The organism is bacterium (assembly GCA_036524115.1).
GTDB lineage: Bacteria > JAUVQV01 > JAUVQV01 > JAUVQV01 > DATDCY01 > DATDCY01.
Genome location: DATDCY010000372.1, coordinates 1 through 16,012, shown reverse-complemented (window position 1 = coordinate 16,012; position 16,012 = coordinate 1). Strand labels below are relative to the sequence as shown.

The following is a 16,012-nucleotide window of genomic DNA, read 5'->3' as shown; positions in this document are numbered from 1 at the left end:
CCGCCGCCTCGCCCGGGCCGCCGCCGCGGCGCAGCCGCTCGAGCTCGCCCGCGTAGCGCCGGGCCGCGTCCTCGGTGCGCCGCACCGTGTCGAGAAGCCGCGCGTTGACCACGATCGCGGCCACCTGGTGCGCGATCGAGGCGAGCGCGCTGGTCTCCTCGGGCGTGAACTCGCGCGGCTCGCGCGTCTGGAGCACCAGCACGCCGATCGGCTCGCTGCGATCGAGCAGCGGCAGCCCGAAGAAGCTGTGGAAGCGCTCCTCGCCGGTCTCCTTGAAGTAGCGATAGAGCGGGTGCTCCTGCGGCTCGCGCACCGCGACGACGCGCCGCTCGCGCGCGACCAGGCCGGTGAGCCCCTCGCCGACCTTCATGCTGACCTTGCCGACCGCCTTCTTGGCCAGCCCGTGGCTGGCGCGCAGCTCGAGGGTCTCGCCGTCCTCGGCCAGCAGGTAGATCGAGCAGACGTCGGTGCCGGCGCGCCGCGCGACGAAGTCGACAACGTTGCGCAGCGTCTCGTCCAGGTCGTGCGAGTGCAGGATCAGCCGGCCGATGTCCTCGAGCGCGGCGACGCCGAGCGGCTCTTTCTTCCGTGGGGACATGGGTGCATTATAGCCGCGCGATGCCGATCGAGATCAACCCCGGCGAGTTCCGCCGGCTGGTGAGCGAGGCGCTGACCCGTCTGCCCGAGGAGTTCGCGGCGGCGATGAAGAACGTCGCGGTCGTCGTCGAGGAGGAACCGAGCGTCGAGGACCTCGAATCCGTCGGCCTCGATCCCGAGGAGGACGACCTCTACGGGCTCTACCACGGCGTGCCGCTGCCCGAGCGCGGCCCGGACGCGCCCGTGCTCCCCGACCGCATCGCGATCTACCGGCTGCCGATCCTCTGGGACTGCGAGACGCGCCAGCAGGTGATCGACGAGGTGCGCACGACCGTCATCCACGAGCTGGGCCACTACTTCGGCCTCGACGAGGACGAATTGCCGGCCTGAACTTGAGAGTTGTTGTTGGTGGACAGCCCGCGCAGGCGGGTGGTAGTTTCCTGCTACACTGACCCGGCGATGCGGCCCCTGATCCTCATGAGCGACGAGCGCTGCCTCGAACACGCCACCTGGGGCGTCCACCCGGAGACGCGCGAGCGCGTCACCGCGGTCTGCAAGCGGCTGCGCGGCGGGCCGCTGGCGCCGGTGCTCATCGAGGAGACGGTGCGCGCGGCCGACTGGTACGAACTGCGCGACACGCACGAGGAGGCGTACCTGCTGCGCTTCGAGGAGGCCGCGCTCTCGGGGCGGGAGTGGTTCGACCACCGCGACAACCAGCTCGGGGAGGGCTCCTACCGGGCGGCCCTCGTCGCGGCGGGCGCCGGCCCCGCGGCCATCGACCTGGTCGAGGCCGGGCGGGCGCCGCTGGCCTTCTGCGCGGTGCGCCCCCCGGGGCACCACGCCGAGCGCGCGAAGGCGCTGGGCTTCTGCTTCCTCAACAACGCGGTGATCGCCGCGCGCTACTGGCGGCGGGCGCACGGGCGGCGGCGCGTGCTCGTCTTCGACTTCGACGCCCACCACGGCAACGGCATCCAGCACGCCTTCGAGGCCGACGCCGACGTGCTCTACGTGAGCATCCACGAGCACCCGACCTTCAGCTTCCCCGGCACCGGCTACGCCGAGGAGACGGGCACCGGCCCGGGCGAGGGCGCGACGCTCAACGTCCCGCTGCTGCCCGGCGCGCGCGACGACGACGCCCGCGTCGCGATCGCGGAACAGGTCGACCCCGCCGTCCGCGCTTTCCGCCCGGAGGCGATCCTCGTCGCCGCCGGCTTCGACGGCCACCTGCTCGACGACATGTCGGGGCTCGGCTACTCGAGCGCGCTCTACCGCTGCTTCGGGCGCGCCGTCGCCCTCTGGGCGGCCGAGTTCACCGGCGGCCGCGTCGTCTCCCTCCTCGAGGGGGGGTACCATATCGGCGCGCTCTGCGAGGCCGCCGAGGAGTACCTGCTCGGGCTCGCGGAGACGGACGGCGCCACGGAGGGGACCGCATGTACATAGCCATGGCGATGAGCACCGACCCCGTCTGCCTGCACCCGGAGATGACGCTGCTGCAGGCGCGCGACCTGGCCGCCGGCAAGAGCATCCGCCACTTCCCGGTGACGGACGCCGCCGGGCGCCTCGTCGGCATGGTCAGCGACCGCGACCTGCGCTCGGCGCTGCCGTCGACCGTCCTCAACCCCACGGTGCGCGTCGACCAGCTCGAGCGGCTCGCGCGGGTGCGTGTCGACGCGATCATGAGCCGCCCGCCGATCGCGCTGCCGCGCGAGGCGACGCTCGACGACGCGCTGCTGCTCTTCGACCGCCACCGCATCGGGGCGCTGGGGGTGGTCGACCACGACGGGCTGCTCCTGGGCGTCATCACCGTGCGGGACGTGCTCGCCGCGTTCCGGCGGCTCTTCGGGATCGGCGCGCCCGGCTCCTCGCTCATCGAGGTCCGCGACGACGGCCGCCCGCAGCTGCTCACGCGCATCGTGCGGGCGCTGGAGGAGGCCGGCACGACGTGCACGCGGCTCGTCCGCAAGGAGGACGGCGACGGTGCGGTCGTCTACGCCCGCGTGCTGACGTACAACCTCCACGGCGTGCGCGAGGTGTTGCGCGCGGCGGGGCTCGAGACGGTGTCCCGCAAGCCCGGGGAAGGGGCGGCGCCGTGACCCTCGAGGCGCTGCTGACGCCCGGGGCGGTGGCCGTCGTCGGGGCGTCGCGCACCCCCGGGAAGGTCGGGCACGACATCCTCGCGAACCTGGTCGCCGGCGGTTTCGCCGGCCGGATCGTGCCGGTGAACCCCGCGGCCGCGGAGGTCCTCGGGCTGCCCTGCTTCCCGACGCTGGAGGCCGCCGGCGCGCGGATCGACCTCGGCGTCGTTGTCGTGCCGCCGGCCGCGGTGGCGGCAGCGGTCGAGGAGTGCATCCGCGCCGGCGCGCGGGCGGTCGCCGTGATCACGGCCGGCTTCCGCGAGAGCGGCCCCGAGGGCGCCGAGCTGGAGGCGCACATCGCGCACCTCTGCGCCTCGCAGCGGGTGCGGCTGCTCGGCCCGAACTGCCTCGGGGTCATCAACACCGCCCACCGGATGAACGCCTCGTTCGCCGGCAGGATGCCGCGCCCCGGGAGCATCTCCGTCTTCTCCCAGTCGGGGGCGCTGTGCACCGCGATCCTCGATCACGCGGCGGGCAGGGGCTTCGGGCTGGCCAAGCTCGTGAGCATCGGCAACAAGGCCGACCTGACCGAGGTCGACCTGCTCGAGGCGCTCGCCGCCGACCCCCAGACCAAGGTCATCGTCGGCTACCTCGAGAACATCACGACCGGCGACCGCTTCATGGAAGCGGCCGAGGAGGCGGCCTCCCGCAAGCCGGTGGTGCTGATGAAGGCCGGGACGACCCAGGCGGGGCTGCGCGCCGCCTCGTCCCACACCGGCGTGCTCGCGGGCACGGAGATCGCCTTCGGCGCGGCGTTCCTCCGCTCCGGCGTCATCCGCGCGGACGTCTTCGAGCAGATCCTCGACTACGCGACGGCGCTGTCGATGCAGCCGCTGCCGCGCGGCGACCGGGTGCTGATCGTGACCAACGCCGGCGGCCCGGGGACGATGGCCGCCGACGCGATCGAGAAGGCCGGGATGCGCGTCGCCGCCCTCGGGCGCAACACGACGGCGGCGCTGCGCTCGCACCTGCCGCGCGCGGCCGGCACCGGCAACCCCGTGGACGTGCTCGGGGACGCCGACCCGGCGCGCTACGCCGCCGCGCTGGAGGCGGCGCAGGACGACCCCGGCGTCGACGGCATCATCGTGCTGCTCACCCCCCAGGCGATGACCCGGGCGGCCGAGACCGCGCGCGCCGTGGCCGGGGGGCTGCGCGGCGACAAGCCGGTGCTCGCGGCCTTCATGGGCGGGCGCGAGGTGCTGCCCGGCCGCGAGGAGCTCGTCGCCGCGAGCCTGCCGGAGTACCCCTCGCCCGAGCGCGCCGTCGCCGCGCTGCGGGCGATGCGCGAGTACGCCGCCTGGCGCAGCCGCCCGCCGCGCGTCGTCACGCGCTTCCGCGTCAACCGCCGGCGCGTCGAGCGCATCATCTCGCGCCGCCTGCTGACCGGCCGCCTGCAGCTCGGCGAGGTCAAGGCCAAGAGCGTGCTCGCCGCCTACGGCTTCCGCATCCCCCCGGGGGCGCTGGCGACGTCGGCGGCCGAGGCCGTGGAGACGGCCGAGCACATCGGCTACCCGGTCGTGATGAAGGTCGTCTCGCCCGACATCGTGCACAAGACCGACATCGGCGGCGTGCGCGTCGGCATCACCACGCGCCGCGAGGTCACGGACGCCTTCGACCTCATGAGCCTGCGGGTGCGCGAGCACGCGCCCGAGGCGCACGTCGAGGGCTTCTACGTCGAGCGCATGGTGCCCCGCGGCTTCGAGGTCATCCTCGGCATGACGCGCGACCGGCAGTTCGGCCCGATGCTCATGTTCGGCCTCGGCGGCATCTTCGTCGAGGTCATGAAGGACGTCGCCTTCCACCTCGCGCCGATCACGGCCGACGAGGCCCTGCAGATGCTCTCGGCGACCCGCTCCTACGCCCTGCTGCGCGGCGCCCGCGGGCAGCGCGCCGTCGACGTCGGGGCCATCGCCGCGGGGCTGCAGCGCATCAGCCAGCTGGCGACCGACTTCCCCGAGATCGCCGAGATGGACATCAACCCGCTGATGGTCGGCGAGGTCGGCACCGAGCCGATCGCCGCCGACGCGCGGATCCTGCTGCGCGCGCCGGCGCCGCCGCCGGGGCCCTGACGCCGATGCAGCGGCCCTTCCCCTTCGACCCCGACTGGCAGACGCGCTACCGCGGGATGATCGCGACCCCCGCGGAGGCGGTCGGCCGTCTGCGGGCCGGCCAGCGCGTGTTCATCGGCACCGGCTGCGGCACGCCGACGGTGCTCGTCGAGGCGCTCGTCAGGCGGGCGCACGAGCTGGCCGACGTGGAGATCATCCACCTGCTGACGATGGGCGACGCCCCGTATGCCGACCGCAAGCTCACCGAGTGCTTCCTCGTCAACAGCTTCTTCATCGGCGCGAACATCCGCAGCCACATCCAGGAGGGGCTCGGCGACTACACGCCGATCATGCTCATCGACATCCCGCACCTCTTCAACTCGGGGCAGATCCCCCTCGACGCGGTGCTCCTGCAGGTCACGCCGCCGGACATCCACGGCATGGTCAGCCTCGGGGTCTCGGTGGACGTGGTCAAGAGCGCGGCCGAGAACGGCTCGCTGGTGATCGCGCAGGTCAACCCGCGGATGCCCCGGACGCTGGGCGACTCCTTCATGGACGTGGCCGACCTCGACGTGCTCGTCCCCGCCGAGCGCGAGCTGCTGGAGGTCCCGCAGCCGGAGCTGACCGAGGCCACGCGCCTGATCGGCGAGCACATCGCGGGGCTCGTCGAGGACGGCTCGACCCTCGAGTTCGGCATCGGGCGCATCCCCCACGCGGTCGCCCAGGCGCTCACGAGGAAGAAGGACCTCGGCATCCACACCGAGCTGCTCACCGACAGCATCGTCGACCTCATCGAGTCCGGGGCGGTGACCGGCACGCGCAAGCGCCTGGACCGCGGGCTGGTCGTGGCCAGCTTCTGCATGGGCTCGCAACGGCTCTACGACTGCGTGCGCGACAACCCGCTCTTCTCGTTCCGGCCGACCGAGTACGTCAACGACCCGGGCGTCATCCAGAAGCAGTACAAGATGGTCGCGATCAACACCGCGCTCGAGATCGACCTCACCGGCCAGGTCTGCGCCGACTCGCTTGGCGGGCGCTTCTACTCGGGCATCGGCGGCCAGGTCGACTTCAACCGCGGCGCGGCGCGCTCGCTCGGGGGCAAGCCGATCATCGCGCTGCCGTCGACGGCGCAGGACGGGGCGGTCTCGCGCATCGTCACGCGCCTCTCGCCGGGCGCCGGCGTCGTGACCACGCGCGGGGCGGTGCACTACGTCGTCACCGAGCACGGCGTCGCCTACCTGCACGGCAAGAGCATCCAGGAGCGCGCGCTGGCGCTGATCTCGATCGCGGAGCCGAAGTTCCGCACGCAGCTCTTCCGCGAGGCGATCGAGGCGCGGCTGCTGCGCCGGGACATGGAGCAGGTCGCCGACCGCTTCGTCGTCGCCGACCCCGAGATGCGCACGTCGTTCGTGCTCGACGACGGCACGCAGGTCACCTTCCGCCCCGTGCACCCGACGGACGAGCCGGAGATGCGGGAGCTGCACTACGCGCTCTCGCAGGACACGGTCTACTACCGCTTCATGACGCGGGTCCAGCGCTTCACGCACAAGGAGATCCTCAACTACGTCTACATCGACCACCGGCGCGACGTCGCGATCGTCGGCACGGTGCCCGAGGCGCACGGGGAGGAGATCATCGCGGTCGGGCGCTACTACCTCGACGAGAAGACCAACCGGGCCGAGGTGGCGTTCACGGTGCGCGACGAGTGGCAGGGCCGCGGCATCGGGCACGCGCTCTTCAACCATCTCGTCTCGATCGCCAAGCGCGCGGGGATCGCGGGCTTCACCGCCGAGGTCCTGCGCGAGAACCGCAGGATGCAGGCGGTGTTCAACCACAGCGGCCTCAAGGTGCAGAGCCGCATCGAAGAGGACGTCATCAGCTACTCCATGGAATTCGACTGACCCCCGGGCCGGGGCTCAGACGAGGTCCAGGCCCGGGCCGTCAGGTCTCCAGCTTCTCGAGGGCGCGCTCGGGATCGTCGCCGGCGATGAGCGCGAGGAACGCGGCGCCGTAGCGGGCACGCTTGTTCTCCCCGACGCCCCTGACGAGCAGCAGCGCGGCCTCGCCCCCCGGCCGCAGCCGTGCCATGTCCAGCAGCGTGGCGTCCGAGAAGACCACGTAGGGCGGCACGCGCTGGCGGTCGGCGATCAGGCGACGCAGCGCGCGCAGCCGCTCGAAGAGCGCCGTCCCCTCGTCCCCCAGCGCCTCCGCCTGCGCCGCCCGATCCGCCTTTGCCGCGGCCTTGCCGCCGGTTGTGCCCCGGCCCGCCCGCGGGCGCTCCTCGAAGCGGCCGAGCCGCACCGGGCCGTCCGCGCGACAGAGCTCGCGGCCCGCCTCGGTCATCGCCAGCAGCGGCAGCCCCTCCTTCTCGCGGATCTCCAGGTAGCCCTGCACGACGAGCTGGTCGATCCACGAGCGCACCGCCGCCTCCGGGGCGCCGGCGAGCAGCCCGAAGACCGAGAGCCGCTCGTGGCCGAAGCGGCGCACCTTCTCGGAGGCGCCCCCGCGCAGCACCTCCGCCACGTGCGCCGCGCCGAAGGAGTTGCCGCAGCGCCACGCCGCGCTGATGACCTTGCGCGCGATCTCCAGCGCCTCCCCGGCCGGCAGCTCGGCGGTCTCGCCCAGGCAGACGTCGCAGGCGCGGCAGCCGCCCTCCCCCGCCTCGAGCGTGCTGCCGAAGTGCTCGGTGAGGATGCGGTGGCGGCAGACGGGCGCGACGGCGAACCGCCCGATGGCCGCGAGCTGGCGATCGAGCGCGGCGCGGCGCTCCGGCGGCAGCGGCCCGTCGCGCAGCGCCAGGTGGCGGTGCCGGAACAGATCCCCGACGCTCGCGAGCAGCACGCAGTCGGCGGGCAGCCCGTCGCGGCCTGCGCGCCCCGACTCCTGCTGGTAGTGCTCGAGCGAGCGCGGCAGGTGCGCGTGCACGACGAAGCGCACGTTCGAGCGGTCGATCCCCATGCCGAAGGCGATCGTCGCCACGACCACCTGCAGCCGCTCGTTGACGAAGTCGTCCTGGACGCGGGCGCGCTCGGCCGGCTCCATGCCGGCGTGGTACGGCCGCGCGTCGACGCCGGCGCGCCGCAGCCCCTCGGCGATGCGCTCGGTGTCCTTGCGCGTGAGCGCGTAGACGATCCCGCCCGCGCCGGGGTGCGCCCGCACCACGTCCAGGATCTGGCGCACGCCCTCGCCCCGCGGGTGGGCGCGGTAGACGAGGTTCGGCCGGTCCGGGTGGCCGACCAGCCGCAGCGGGTCGCGCAGGCCGAGCTGCGCGACGATGTCCTCCTGCACCTGCGGCGTGGCCGTGGCGGTCAGCGCCATGCGCGTCGCGTCCGGCGCCCGGTCGAAGAAGGACGCGAGCTGGCGGTACTCGGGCCGGAAGTCGTGTCCCCAGTGCGAGACGCAGTGGGCCTCGTCGACCGCAACCAGCCCGAGGCGCGGCGCGAGCACGTCCATCAGGTCGCCGGCCGCGAGGCGCTCGGGCGAGACGTACAGCAGGTCCAGCTCGCCGCGCGCGGCCGCGCCGAACGCCTGCCGCCGCTGCGCCTCCTCGAGGTTGGAGTGCAGCGCCGCCGCGCGCAGGCCCGCCTCGCGCGCCCCGGCCACCTGGTCGTCCATCAGCGCGATCAGCGGCGAGACCACCAGCGCGAGGGCGCGCCCGCAGACGGCCGGGAGCTGGTAGCAGAGGCTCTTGCCGCCGCCGGTGGGCAGCACGAGCAGCAGGTCGCGCCCTGCGATCGCCGCCCCGACGGCCTCGTGCTGGAGCGGCCGGAACGCCGCGAACCCCCAGTGCCGCCGCAGCGCCGCGAGCGCCGGGTCCGGGGAGGCGGGCGGGTTCGGGCCGGGGGCCTGCGGGCGCGTCACGCCTCGCGGCGCCCCGCCGCGCGCCGCAGCTCCCAGAGCTTCGCGTACTTGAGGAAGACGTAGTAGCCGCCGAGGACCGCGATCACGAAGCCCGGGGCGCCGTCGAGGAAGCCGGCCTTGAGCAGGTACATCTTCAGGAACTTCGCCGGCGGGTGCAGGAGCATCCCGCGCAGCGCCCCGCCGCGCCCGCGCGCGTGCAGCTCGCGGGCGGCAACGGTGGTGAAGCGGTCGATCGTCCGCAGGTGGTCCGCGATGTCCCGGTAGGTGTAGTGCTCGATGTCCCCGGCCAGGTCGCCAATGGCGCCGTCCGGCTCCAGCCGGTCGTGCGGGTCGATCCCGCCCCAGCGCGCGCGGCCGCGGCGCACCAGGCGCACCTTGCGGTCCGGGTACCAGCCCCCGTGCAGGATCCAGCGCCCGAGGTGGAAGGTCCGGCGCGCCATGCGGTAGGCGGCGAAAGCTCCGCCGTCTCCCGCGAGCACGCCGCGAATGCCCTCGGCCAGCCGCGGCGAGATGCGCTCGTCGGCATCGAGGCAGAGCACCCAGTCGCCCGTGGCCTGCTCGAGCGCGAAGTTCTTCTGCGCGACGTAGCCGGGCCACTCCCGGACGATGACGCGCGCCCCGGAAGCGCGTGCGATCTCCGCCGTGCGGTCGGCGCTCACCGAATCCACGACGATGATCTCGTCCGCCCAGGCGACGGACGCGAGGCAGCCGGCGATCCGGTCCTCCTCGTTGCCGGCGATGACGCAGACCGAGAGGGTCGCCCGGGGTTCGCGGACCGCTGCCATTCGCGGGAGTGTACGGCGCGCGCCGGCGGTTGACAACCGCGCCGCCGGTTTCGACACTAGGGGCACACGCCACGGAGGGACAGCGGTGGACCTCGGCTCGTTCGGCAGGCTGACCTTCGACGCCGGCTTCTTCTCGGCGCTCGCGAGCATCGTCCTCATCGACCTGATCCTCGCCGGCGACAATGCGGTCGTCATCGCGATGGCGGTGCGCTCGCTCCCGCGCGAGCAGCGCCGGCGCGGCATCCTCCTCGGCTCGGGCGCCGCCGTGGCGCTGCGCGTCGTGGCGACGTTCTTCGTCGCGCAGCTGCTGCGCGCCCCCTACGTCAAGCTCGCCGGCGGCGCGCTCATCGCCTGGATCGCCGTCAAGCTCTTCGTCGAGGGGGCGCCCGAGGAGGCCGGGGAGCGGCAGGCCACCAGCGTCTGGCAGGCGGTGCGGGTCATCGTGGTCGCCGACATCACCATGGCCCTCGACAACATGCTCGCGGTCGGCGGCGCCTCCGGCGGCAACATCTTCCTGCTGCTGTTCGGGCTGACGCTGTCCATCCCGTTCGTCATCTTCACGAGCGGGCTGCTCTCGCTGCTCATGGACCGCTACCCGGCCATCGTCTACGCCGGGGCGGCGGTGCTCGGCAAGGTCGCCGCGGAGATGATCCTCACCGACCCGGCGGTCCGCAGCTTCGCCGAGGTGCCGCAGCAGGGGATCTGGGCCGCCGAGGCGACGGCGGCGGTCGGGGTCATCGTGGTTGGCCGGCTCTGGCTGCGCCTGGCCGCGGCGCGCACCGGCGGCAACGACCGCCCGGGCGGCGCGTCCTGTCCCGGCCCCGGCGAGGGAGCGGCGAGCGATTGAGGGAGGGAGGGCACGCGCCATGGCCATACTGACGATCTCCCGCGAGTACGGCAGCGGCGGCCGCGAGATCGGCCGCGCCGTCGCCGAGCGCCTCGGCTACGCCTACGAGGACCGCGTGTCCCTGCTGGCGTCGCTGCGGGCCGCCGATCCGCGCTGGGAGCGCTTCGGCGACGAGTACGACGAGCACTCGCCCACGGTCTGGGAGCGCTTCGACTGGTCCTTCCGCGGCTACGCGGCCCTGCTGCAGCGGCACCTGCTCGAGGCGGCGGCGGGGGATCGCGTGGTCATCGTGGGCCGGGGCGGCGCGCTCCTGCTCGCCGGGGTGCCGACCGCGCTGCACGTGCGCGTGGTCGCCCCGCTCGCCTCGCGCATCGAGTGCATCATGCGCCGCGAGCACGCCGACCACGACAGCGTCCGGCGGATGGTGGAGAGCGTGGACCGGCAGCGGGCCGCGTTCGTGCGCGCCGTCTACGGGGGCCGCTGGGACGAGGCCTCGCTCTACCACGCGACGTACGACACGAGCCTGCTCGATCCACCGGTGGTCGTCCAGGACATCCTCGCGCGGCTCGCCGCCCACGACGTCGCCGACCGGGAGGTGTCGCGACGGATCCTCGCGCGACGCCTCGGTGCGGCGCGGGTGCGCGCGGCGCTCTGCACCGACCCGCACCTCCAGCAGCTGACCACGCTGGAAGTGGCAGAGGATGGGGGCGCCATCGCCGTGCGCGGGGTGCTGCACCAGCCGGAAGAGCGGCGCCGGATCGAGGAGGCCGCCTGCGCGCACGCCGGCGCCTTCCCCGTGCGCTTCGACCTGCGCTTCCGCTAGGCTGGCCCGCCGGCGAGCAGGCCCAGCGCGGCGTCGAGGACCGCCGGGACGGTGATCTTCCCGAGGCAGTCGGTGTGCCCGAAGCGGCAGCGGCGCGCAAAGCACGGCGCGCACGCGAGACCCGCGGAGAGCACTGCCGCCCGCGCGTTGAGCGGCCGCGTCCACGCGGGCGAGGTCGAGCCGAAGATCGCCACCTGGGGGCGGTGGAGCGCCGCGGCGACGTGCATCGCCCCCGAGTCGTTGCTCACGAGCAGGACGGCGCGGGAGAGGACGGCCACGAGCGCGGGGAGGTCCGTCGTGCCGCACCAGTTGAGCACGCCCTCCTCGCCGTCGCGGACCGTCTCGCCAAGCGCGTGCTCCTCAGCCGTCCCGACGATGACCACGGGCCACCCGGTCCGCTCCCGCAGGGCACGCGCCAGGCCACGATAGCGCTCTGCGGGCCAGGCCTTCGCCGGCCCGTAGACCGCGCCCGGGGCCAGCGCCACGAAGCGCTCCGGCAGCTGCCGGCAGATCGCCCCGAGCCGCTCCGCCGCCCACCCCGCGGGGATGTCGAGCCGCGGCGGGTAGCAGTCGAGCTCCAGCCCGGGGTCGACGAGATCGAGGAACTCGCGCGCCAGGTGCACGCTGCGAGGGCGCGCGCGGTGCGCTAGCGCCGGCCGCAGCAGCGGGCCCCGCCACTGCCCGCGGTAGCCGACCCGCTCCGGCGCCCGGCTGCGCCAGGCCATCCAGGCGGCCGAGAAGCTCGGCGGCAGGACGTAGAAGCGGCCGTAGCCGGCGGGCGCGAGAGAGGCGCCGAACGCCCCGGCCGGGGAGCGCCGCCGGTCGAAGGCCAGGACCCGCCCGCGCCGCGGGAGCGGCAACCCCTCGTGGCCGGCGCGCACCACAAGGTCGACCGTCGCCTCGGGGAAGCGCTCGAGGATGGCCCGCAGGGTCCCCGTGGCCATCATCAGGTCGCCCAGCCAATTGGGAGTCCTCACGGCGATCCGGCCGGGGCTGCGCTCCATGGCCGCTGAGGGTACTCCTCCCTTCAACCCCGATTCAATTGGCTGGAGGGGGTCGAGACGGGTCTGGATGCAAGGAGCGCGACAAGCGAATGCCGAGGCGTACGAGCGTACGCCGCAGGTAGGCGCGCGGAGCGCGACGCCGCAGACGGGCCCGTATCGGCCCCCGACTACACGTCGACTACTGAGTCTTCGCCGCCGTAAGGGTTGGGCTCGTACCGGTCGGCGTACCAGTCGTTCTCGTATTTCCAGCCGTCGATGACGTAGCGGAAGCGGTAGGAGCGGCCCGTCTCCAGCTCGAGCGTGACCGTGAAGTCGCCGTCCTTGAGCCTCCTGAGCGGGTTCGCGTCCTGGGACCAGTCGTTGAACTCCCCGAGAACGCAGACCGATTCGGCGTCCGGCGCCGCGTCCTTCGGCAGCACGAACGTCACCTGGCACGCCGGGCGTGCCTTGAGGTACTTCTTGCGGATGCCCGCCGGCCGCGCAACAGCCTTCGTCTTCTCGGCCGCGGACGCCTTGGCCGGCGCGGTCTTCGCCGCCGGGGTCTTGCTCCTTGCCTTTGCCATCGTCACTCCTCCTTGCCGAAGAGGCCCCCGCCAAGATGCTTCCGGTCGGGGTCCTGTCCGGTGGCTATGTCGGGGTCGAGAAATTCGCCTGTAATAATAGTGATCTTCCCGGGTGCGCGCAACCGTGTCCACGCCTTCACGCCTTGGCCTGCCCAGGAACATCGCTCTTGCAGGGAATGTCACTCGGACGACGACCTGCTCGCCAGTCATTCGACCGGTGATTCCCCGAGTGCCATCGCCGGGCGCCGAGAAGGGGTCAGATGCGAGGAAGGCGAGTCCGAGGAGTGAGGCGTGCTGTGCCGCACGCCGCAGCGACGCAGGACGAAGCCTGACGCCGCAGATGGCCTCTTATCGGCGCCCGGCGCGTTGGCGGCGGGACTCGTAGAGAAGGACGCCCGCGGCCATCGCCACGTTGAGCGACTCGACGCGCCCCGTCGGGATGCGGATCGCGTCGAAGCGTTCGAGCAACGCCGCGTCGAGCCCGCCGCCCTCGTGGCCGAGCAGGAGGCCGATGCGCCCGGCGAGGTCCGCCGCGGTGTACTCGACCCCGCCGTGCGGCGAGGTGGCGTAGAGGCGCCGCCCGCCCGCCGCCAGGGCACCGACCGCCGCGCCGAGCGGGACGTGCGCCACCGGCAGCCGGAAGACGCTGCCCGCGCTGGCGCGCACGCTCTTGGGGTTGAGGGGATCGGCGCTTCCCGGGGTCAGAACCACGCCCGCGGCGCCGGCCGCCTCCGCGGTCCGCAGGATCAGGCCGACGTTCCCGGGGTCCGCGAGGCGGTCGAGCAGCAGCACCGGGCCGTCCCCGGCCAACGCGTCCGCCAGCGTGAAGCCCCGCGGCCGGAAGACCGCCAGGGCCCCCTGCGGGCTCTCGGTGTGCGCGAAGCGCTCGAGCAACTCGCCCGGCACCGCGAAGCACTCCCAGCGGCCCGCGGCCTCCCCCGCTTCGAGCCGCGCCGCCAGGGACTCGAAGTCGGGGCGTCGCCGCGCGCGGTCGCTGACGAAGACCTGGACGAGCTGGGCGTCGGAGAGCAGCGCCTCGCGCAGCAGGTTGAACCCCTCCGCCGCGGCAAGCCCGGTCTCGCGCCGCCCGGCCGCATCGCGCAGGGAGCGATAGCGCTGGAGCGCCGGGTTGCGGCCCCCGGTGATCTCCTTCATCGGCGCCTCTCAGCCCCGCGCCTTGCGATAGTATTCTCCGAGGGCGCCGCGACTGTGCTCGTCCTCGTGGCAGTAGACGCAGAGGTTCTCCCAGTTGGAGCCGTCCGGCGGGTTGTTGCGGTGGTTGCCGTCCTTGTGGTGGACGGTCAGCAGCCGGCGGTCGGCGTCCTCGAACTCGCGGCCGCACTTGGCGCAGATCAGGCCGTGGATGCGCAGGCTCTGCTCCCGGTAATCGGCCCCGGGGGCGCTTTGCCGCAGTTCATTGACGATGTCGGAGACCGGGCGGTCGGCGCCCGCCGCCGGCTTCATGTCCCGCAGTCTCCTGCGCGCGGCCATGGCCCCATCCTACCGCGCCGCGCCGGGCGTCCGCAAATCCGCGATTCCCGGGTCGCGACCGCCGCCCGCCAGGCTTGTGCGGGTCCGCGGCGTGCCGACGTCGCCGGGGATTGGCCGGCGCGCGCTTCGGCGCTATAGTTCCGCTGCCCCATGGCGATCGTGACCATTTCCCGGGTCGAGTCCTGCCGCGGCGAGGAGGTCGCCGCCGCGGTGGCGCGCCGGCTCGGGTTCCGGCTCGTCGATCGGACGCTGATGCGCGAGCTGCTCTACAGCTACGACCTGCTCTCCGCCATCGGCAGGATCGCCGAGCCGCCGCCGGCGGGGGCGGCCGCGCACGCGGAGGAAGGCGCCGTCCCGGCGGCGACCGAGGGCATCATCTGGCACCTCGCCTTCCGCGAGAACCTCGTGCTCCTCGGCCACGGCGGGCAGTTCCTCTTCAAGGGGTGCCCCGGCACCCTTCACGTGCGCCTCGTCGCCTCGCTCGAGTACCGGCTCGCGACCGCCCGCGAGCAGGGCACCGGTCGCAGCGTCGCCGCCCTGGAGCGGCGGGAGCGGGAGCGCCGCCGGATCGTCCGCCGTCTTCACGGGGCGGACATCGCGCGCACCGAGCACTACGACTGCGTGCTGCGGGTGGACGCCTTCGGTGTCGAGGAGACGGCGGCGCTCATCGAGCAGGCGGCGGGCGCCGTCGGGCTGCGGCGCGCCCCCATGTTCGAGGAGATCCGGGCCTGCGCGGCGGAGCGCGGCGCGCGGGAGATCGCGCTCGACCCTCTCCCCGCGCGCCCGGCCGGAGCGCGCTTCGCCAACGAGAGCGAGGCCGAGTTCGCGAAGGTGCTCGATTTCTACGGCATCCCCTGGCGGTACGAGCCGGAGACGTTCCCCGTCGAGTGGTGGCCGGACGGGCGCGTCAAGTCGAGCTTCTCGCCGGACTTCTACCTCCCCGAGCTGGACGCCTACCTCGAGCTGACGACGATGAAGCAGTCGCTCGTGACGAAGAAGAACCGCAAGGTCCGCCTCTTCCGCGAGCGCTACCCGGACAAGAAGCTGCTGATCTTCTACGGCCGCGACTTCAGGAAGCTGGCGCAGAAGTTCGGCCTGGAGTAGCGGATTGCCACAGACGGGCCGTTATCAGCGGCCGACTTCAGCCTCGGCGGGGAGGCCGCCGAGAAGGGTCCGGATGCAAGGCGCGCGACGAAGTGGATGCTGAGGCGGCCTCGTGGCCGCCGCAGGCAGACCCGAGGAACGCAACGCAGCAGACGGGCCCTTATCGGCGGCCGAATGCACAGAGGCCCCGAGTGATCGGTGGCCTCACTCGCCTGAGGGAATCACCTAACGGTCTCGGGTTCCTGGCACAGGCTCAACATGAGCTCTGGAGCCAGCCTTTGCCCATCTCCCTACAGGCGCCGCCTTCCAACCTCTCGGGGCCTGTCTGCAATATAATCCCGCCCGGACGATTTGCAACGGGGGGCATCGCGTGGACGGTGATCTCGAGATCGTGATCGCGGAGGAGACGCTGCGGCAACGGGTGCGCGAGCTGGGCGCGGACATTTCGCGCGACTATGCCGGCCGCACGCCGGTGCTCGTCTCCGTGCTCAAGGGCTCGTTCGTCTTCCTCGCGGACCTGGCGCGCGCGATCACCGTGCCCGTCAACGTCGACTTCATGGCGATCACCCGCTACGGCGCCGGCCGCCGCGGCGGCGCGGTGCGCATCGAGAAGGACCTCGACATCGCCGTCACCGGGCGCGACGTGCTCATCGTGGAGGACATCGTGGACACCGGCCTCACGCTCGGCTACCTCGTGAAGAACCTCGGCGCGCGCGACCCCGCGAGTCTTGCGGTCTGCGCGCTGCTCGACCGG

16 protein-coding genes are annotated in these 16,012 nt (G+C 73.1%); 9 read left to right on the top strand and 7 right to left on the bottom strand.

Annotated elements, in window-relative coordinates; all coding sequences use genetic code 11:
• Nucleotides 1–598: GAF domain-containing protein (locus VI078_18155; protein HEY6001213.1), on the bottom strand; the 598-nt coding region annotated here is incomplete at its 3' end.
• 20 nt (nt 599–618) lie between these two features.
• Here VI078_18155 and VI078_18150 point away from each other — a divergent pair.
• From VI078_18150 to VI078_18130, 5 genes are read left to right on the top strand one after another with little or no spacing between them, the layout of a single operon-like run.
• Nucleotides 619–987 (top strand): metallopeptidase family protein, encoded by a 369-nt coding sequence (locus VI078_18150; protein ID HEY6001212.1) that lies wholly within the window; start codon nt 619–621, stop codon nt 985–987.
• Between the two features lie 18 nt (nt 988–1,005).
• Nucleotides 1,006–2,037, top strand: a complete 1,032-nt coding sequence (locus VI078_18145; GenBank protein HEY6001211.1) for a histone deacetylase — start codon at nt 1,006–1,008, stop codon at nt 2,035–2,037.
• Nucleotides 2,028–2,690: a CBS domain-containing protein gene (locus VI078_18140; protein HEY6001210.1), complete on the top strand. Its 663-nt coding sequence runs from the start codon at nt 2,028–2,030 to the stop codon at nt 2,688–2,690. The genes VI078_18145 and VI078_18140 overlap by 10 nt, the downstream gene beginning before the upstream one ends.
• Nucleotides 2,687–4,801 (top strand): acetate--CoA ligase family protein, encoded by a 2,115-nt coding sequence (locus tag VI078_18135; GenBank protein HEY6001209.1) that lies wholly within the window; start codon nt 2,687–2,689, stop codon nt 4,799–4,801. Before VI078_18140 ends, VI078_18135 begins: the two co-directional genes overlap by 4 nt.
• Before the next feature lie 5 nt (nt 4,802–4,806).
• Nucleotides 4,807–6,681 (top strand): GNAT family N-acetyltransferase, encoded by a 1,875-nt coding sequence (locus VI078_18130; GenBank protein HEY6001208.1) that lies wholly within the window; start codon nt 4,807–4,809, stop codon nt 6,679–6,681.
• Between the two features lie 40 nt (nt 6,682–6,721).
• Here the strand turns inward: VI078_18130 and VI078_18125 are convergent, their stop codons facing one another.
• On the bottom strand, nt 6,722–8,641 hold the full coding sequence (locus tag VI078_18125) for an ATP-dependent DNA helicase RecQ (protein HEY6001207.1): 1,920 nt from the start codon (nt 8,639–8,641) through the stop codon (nt 6,722–6,724).
• Nucleotides 8,638–9,426: a glycosyltransferase family 2 protein gene (locus VI078_18120; GenBank protein ID HEY6001206.1), complete on the bottom strand. Its 789-nt coding sequence runs from the start codon at nt 9,424–9,426 to the stop codon at nt 8,638–8,640. The genes VI078_18125 and VI078_18120 overlap by 4 nt, the downstream gene beginning before the upstream one ends.
• Nucleotides 9,427–9,511: 85 nt before the next feature.
• Here VI078_18120 and VI078_18115 point away from each other — a divergent pair, with 85 nt between their 5' ends.
• Both VI078_18115 and VI078_18110 read left to right on the top strand, forming a co-directional pair.
• On the top strand, nt 9,512–10,273 hold the full coding sequence (locus VI078_18115; GenBank protein HEY6001205.1) for a TerC family protein: 762 nt from the start codon (nt 9,512–9,514) through the stop codon (nt 10,271–10,273).
• Nucleotides 10,274–10,292: 19 nt separating this feature from the next.
• The gene (locus VI078_18110; GenBank protein HEY6001204.1) at nt 10,293–11,096 is read left to right on the top strand and encodes a cytidylate kinase-like family protein; all 804 of its coding nucleotides are present in this window, start codon (nt 10,293–10,295) and stop codon (nt 11,094–11,096) included.
• On the opposite strand, the gene waaF is transcribed toward VI078_18110, so the two are convergent.
• From waaF to VI078_18090, 4 genes are all read right to left on the bottom strand, one after another.
• Nucleotides 11,093–12,100, bottom strand: a complete 1,008-nt coding sequence (gene waaF / locus VI078_18105; protein HEY6001203.1) for a lipopolysaccharide heptosyltransferase II — start codon at nt 12,098–12,100, stop codon at nt 11,093–11,095. The genes VI078_18110 and waaF overlap by 4 nt on opposite strands.
• Nucleotides 12,101–12,267: 167 nt before the next feature.
• The gene (locus VI078_18100) at nt 12,268–12,663 is read right to left on the bottom strand and encodes an isoamylase early set domain-containing protein (protein ID HEY6001202.1); all 396 of its coding nucleotides are present in this window, start codon (nt 12,661–12,663) and stop codon (nt 12,268–12,270) included.
• A 348-nt stretch (nt 12,664–13,011) separates the two neighbouring features.
• Nucleotides 13,012–13,818: an RNA methyltransferase gene (locus VI078_18095; GenBank protein ID HEY6001201.1), complete on the bottom strand. Its 807-nt coding sequence runs from the start codon at nt 13,816–13,818 to the stop codon at nt 13,012–13,014.
• A gap of 9 nt (nt 13,819–13,827) precedes the next feature.
• Nucleotides 13,828–14,154: a YajD family HNH nuclease gene (locus VI078_18090; GenBank protein ID HEY6001200.1), complete on the bottom strand. Its 327-nt coding sequence runs from the start codon at nt 14,152–14,154 to the stop codon at nt 13,828–13,830.
• Between the two features lie 150 nt (nt 14,155–14,304).
• Here VI078_18090 and VI078_18085 point away from each other — a divergent pair, with 150 nt between their 5' ends.
• Both VI078_18085 and VI078_18080 read left to right on the top strand, forming a co-directional pair.
• A complete protein-coding gene (locus tag VI078_18085; GenBank protein HEY6001199.1) occupies nt 14,305–15,258 on the top strand; it encodes a cytidylate kinase family protein in 954 nt (317 codons plus the stop codon).
• 370 nt (nt 15,259–15,628) lie between these two features.
• A partial coding sequence (locus tag VI078_18080) for a phosphoribosyltransferase family protein (protein ID HEY6001198.1) occupies nt 15,629–16,012 on the top strand: 384 nt, incomplete at its 3' end.